A 3,916-nucleotide genomic window follows, 5' to 3' on the forward strand; every position below is an offset into this window, starting at 1 on the left:
GCCGGAGGCCCGCCGCCGCCAGCGCCCGCACCGTCGCCTCGCCGAGGCCCGAGGCCCCGCCCGAGACCACCGCCGCCTGTCCCCCGAAGATGCCCATCTCGCGTCTCCCTCTTGTGCCGTTCCGGGATAGCCTCCGCGCGCGGCGCGGTCCACCGCCCTCAGACGCCGGGGCGGGCGTAGGCCACCATCGTCAGGAGGTCGTATTCGCCGACCGTCGCACCCTCGGCGTCCACGATCTCGACGTTCCAGCGCACCTCGCCGTAGCTGTCGGTACGCCGCGTCTTGCGCTTCACCGTCAGCCGGGCGCGGATGCGCGCGCCGGGGCTCACGGGCTTCATGAAGCGCAGGTTCTCGAGCCCCGTGTTGGCGAGGACCGGCCCCTCCGACGGCTCGACGAAGAGGCCCGCCGCGAAGGAGAGGAGCAGGTAGCCATGCGCCACGCGGCCCGGGAAGAACGGGTTCCGCGCCGCCGCCGCCTCGTCCATGTGTGCGTAGAAACGGTCGCCGGTGAACTCGGCGAAATGCTCGATGTCCGCCAGCGTCACCTCGCGTTCGGCCGTCGTCAGGGTGTCGCCGACGGCGAGGTCCCCGAAGGTCCGCGTGAAGGGATGCGCGGGCGCCTCGGGCCGGGCCGCGCCCTTCGTCCATTGCCCGGTGATCGCCGTGATCATGTCCGGGCTGCCCTGCACGGCGGTGCGCTGCATGTAGTGCATCACGCCGCGGATGCCGCCGAGCTCCTCCCCGCCGCCCGCGCGCCCCGGCCCGCCATGGACCATGTGCGGCAGCGGCGAGCCGTGTCCCGTGCTCTCGGCCATGGAGGTGGCGTTGTTGATGTAGATCCGCCCGTGGAAGGCCCCGGCGCCGAGCGCGACCTGCCGCGCCACCAGGGGATCGCGGGTGACGAGCGAGACCACGAGGCTGCCGCCGCCGCGATTTGCCAGCGTCGCCGCGTGATCGAGGTCGCGGTAGCCCATGACCGTCGCGACGGGGCCGAAGGCCTCGGTGTCGTGGACCCGGTGCGCGCCGTCGGGATCGGCGCAGCGGAACAGGATCGGCGGCAGGAAGGCGCCCTTCTGCACGTCGGCGCCATGCACCTCGAAGTCGGAGGGGTCGCCGAAGACCCGCTCCGCCTCCGAGCCGATACGGGCGACGGCGTGCAGCACGTCGCGCCGCTGTTCCTGCGAGACGAGGGCGCCCATGGCCGTATCCTCGCGGTCTGGCGCGCCGATCCGCGTCTCGAAGAGGCGCATGGCCACGGCGTCGATGACGGCGTCGACGCGGGCCTCGGGCACGATCACGCGCCGGATCGCGGTGCATTTCTGCCCGGCCTTCGCGGTCATCTCGCGGTGGATCTCGCGCACGAAGAGGTCGAACTCGGCCGATCCGGGCGCCGCGTCGGGGCCGAGGATCGTGGCGTTGAGGCTGTCCTGTTCGGCGACGAAGCGGACCGAGTGCTCGAACAGCGCGGGCGTCGCGCGGAGCTTCGCCGCCGTCGCGGCCGAGCCGGTGAAGCTGACCACGTCCTGCCCGTCGAGCCGGTCCAGCAGGTCGCCCGCGCCGCCCGAGACGAGCTGCACCGCGCCCTCGGGCAGGATGCCGCTCTCCACGATCAGGCGCATCGCGGCCTCGGCCACGTAGCCGGTGGCGGTCGCGGGCTTCACGATGGCGGGCATTCCGGCGAGGAGCGTCGGCGCGAGTTTCTCGAGCATCCCCCAGACGGGGAAGTTGAAGGCGTTGATGTGGACCGCGACGCCCCGCAAAGGCGTGCAGATGTGCTGGCCCACGAAGGTGCCCTGCCGCGACAGCATCTCGGTCGCGCCGTCCACGCAGACGTCGCCGTCCGGCAGTTCCCGCCGCCCCTTGGACGCGAAGACGAAGAGCGTGCCGATCCCCCCGTCGATGTCGATCCGGCTGTCCGACAGCGTCGCGCCGGTATGGTAGGACAGGCGATAGAGCGCCTCGCGGTGGCCCTGGAGGTGCTGGGCCAGCGCCTTCAGCATCCCCGCCCGGTCGTGGAACCCCATCGCCCGGAGCGCGGGGCCGCCACGCCGCAACGCGTGCGCCCGCATCGCCCCGAAGTCGAGCCCGTCATGGCCCGCCAGCGCGCAGACCTCGCCGGTGGCGGCGTCCGCGATCTCGCGGGCCGAGGCGCCCGGCGGCACCCAGTGGCCGGCGGCGAAGCTGTGGACCCGGTGCAGTGTCATGCGCGCCCCCGTCACTGGTCGTAGTCGACGGCCACGCGGGCGGTCAACGGGAAGGACTGGCACGAGAGGCGGTAGCCCTGCGCCACCTCGTAATCCTCGAGCGCGTGGTTGGCCGCCATCTCGACCTCGCCCTCCGTCACCTTGCAGCGGCAGGTGGAGCAGACGCCCGCCCGGCAGGCGAAGGGCACGTCGATGTCGGCGGCGAGCGCGGCCTCGAGCACGGTCATGCCGGCCGGCACCTCGATCGTGCGCGTCGCCCCGTCGAGCGTCACGCTGAGGCGCGTCTCCCCCTCGCGCGCGGCGGCCGCCTGCGAGGGCACGGGCCGCGCGAGGCGCCCCGATTGCGCGGCCGAGGTGAAGCGCTCGATCCGGATGCGGGAGGGCTCGACCCCCGCCGTCGCCAGCGCCGCCGAGACGGACTGCATCATCGGCTCGGGCCCGCAGACGAGGGCGAGGTCGATCCCTGCGACATCCACCCACCGCGCGAAGAGCTCGGCGCACTTCTCCTCCGTCAGCCGCCCGGTGAAGAGCTCGATCTCCTGCGCGTCGTGCTCGAGCACGTGGATCACCCTCAACCGCCCCATGTGGAGGTTCTTCAGGTCCTCGATCTCCTCGCGGAACATGATCGAGCCGAGGCCCCGGTTGGCGTAGATCAGCGTCACGCGGGACTTCGGCTCGCGCGCCAGCACCGTGCGCAGGATCGACAGGATCGGCGTGATCCCCGAGCCGCCCGCAAAGGCGAGGTAGCGGTGCGCGGCCCCCGGATCGGTCGCAACGATGAACTGGCCCATCGGCGGCATCGCCGCGAGCCTGTCGCCCACGCGCAGGCCCTCGTTGGCGAAGGTCGAGAAGGCGCCGCCCTCCACCCGCTTGATCCCCACCTGCAGGAGGCCGTCGTCGGCCCCCGCGCAGATCGAGTAGGTGCGCCGGATCTCCTGCCCATCGAAGTCGCGGCGGAAGGTCAGATACTGGCCGGGCCGGAAGGCGAAATCCGCGCCCTCGGGCGGGCGCAGCGTGACCACCACCGCGTCGCGGATCGTCTTGTCGATGGCGGTCACGGTCAGGTCGTGGAAACGCGGCACGGGGTCCGTCCTCAGATGCACTTGAAGTAGTCGAAGGGCTCGAGGCAGGCGCGGCAGCGCCATTGCGCCTTGCAGGGCGTCGAGCCGAACTGGCTGATCCGCTCGAGATCAGCCGCCCCGCAACGCGGGCAGCGCGCGGGGCCGCCCGCGGGCCGGGGCGGCGCGATCCCGTAGGCCTCGAGCTGCGCGCGCCCCTTCTCGCTCAGCCAGTCGGTCGTCCAGGGCGGCGCGATCCGCGTCTCGAGCCGCAGCTCCGCGATGCCCCGGTCGCGCAGCGCCGCCTCGATCTCCATCGCGATGAGCGCGGTCGCGGGGCAGCCCGAATAGGTCGGCGTGATCGCGACGACGAGGGTGTCGCCGTCCCACCGGACGTCCCGCACCACGCCGAGGTCCACGACCGAGATCACCGGGATCTCCGGGTCCGGCACCGCGTCGAGCCAGGTCAGCACCTCCTCCGCCCCGGGCCGCAGCGCTACCATGTGGCCCCCGGATAGGCGCGCTGGAGCCATTGCATCTGCGTCAGCAGGTGGCCGAGGTGCTCGCTGTGGCGGAAGCCGGACTTGCCGCCGGAATGGACGAAACCGCCCTCGGGAAGGCTCAGCGTCGCCTCCGTCAGGACGGCCTCGACCC

4 protein-coding genes are annotated in these 3,916 nt (G+C 72.6%); all 4 read right to left on the bottom strand.

The features are described from left to right. Positions 1–158: 158 nt before the first annotated feature. On the bottom strand, positions 159–2,204 hold the full coding sequence (gene paaZ / locus ACTS11_RS12940; RefSeq protein ID WP_442640722.1) for a phenylacetic acid degradation bifunctional protein PaaZ: 2,046 nt from the start codon (positions 2,202–2,204) through the stop codon (positions 159–161). 11 nt (positions 2,205–2,215) lie between these two features. Next, positions 2,216–3,286 (bottom strand): 2Fe-2S iron-sulfur cluster-binding protein, encoded by a 1,071-nt coding sequence (locus ACTS11_RS12945; protein ID WP_442640723.1) that lies wholly within the window; start codon positions 3,284–3,286, stop codon positions 2,216–2,218. 11 nt (positions 3,287–3,297) lie between these two features. Beyond that, entirely contained in the window at positions 3,298–3,765 is a 468-nt protein-coding gene (gene paaD / locus ACTS11_RS12950; protein ID WP_442640724.1) for a 1,2-phenylacetyl-CoA epoxidase subunit PaaD, read from the bottom strand. Continuing rightward, positions 3,759–3,916: Phenylacetic acid catabolic protein (locus ACTS11_RS12955; protein ID WP_442640725.1), on the bottom strand; the 158-nt coding region annotated here is incomplete at its 5' end. The genes ACTS11_RS12955 and paaD, both read right to left, overlap by 7 nt.

The organism is Roseicyclus sp., assembly GCF_052168335.1.
GTDB lineage: Bacteria > Pseudomonadota > Alphaproteobacteria > Rhodobacterales > Rhodobacteraceae > Roseibacterium.

Coding starts and splice junctions, on each gene's coding strand:
- paaZ (WP_442640722.1), bottom strand. CDS start 2,204: ATGACACTGCACCGGGTCCACAGCTTCGCCGCCGGCCACTGGGTGCCG.
- paaD (WP_442640724.1), bottom strand. CDS start 3,765: ATGGTAGCGCTGCGGCCCGGGGCGGAGGAGGTGCTGACCTGGCTCGAC.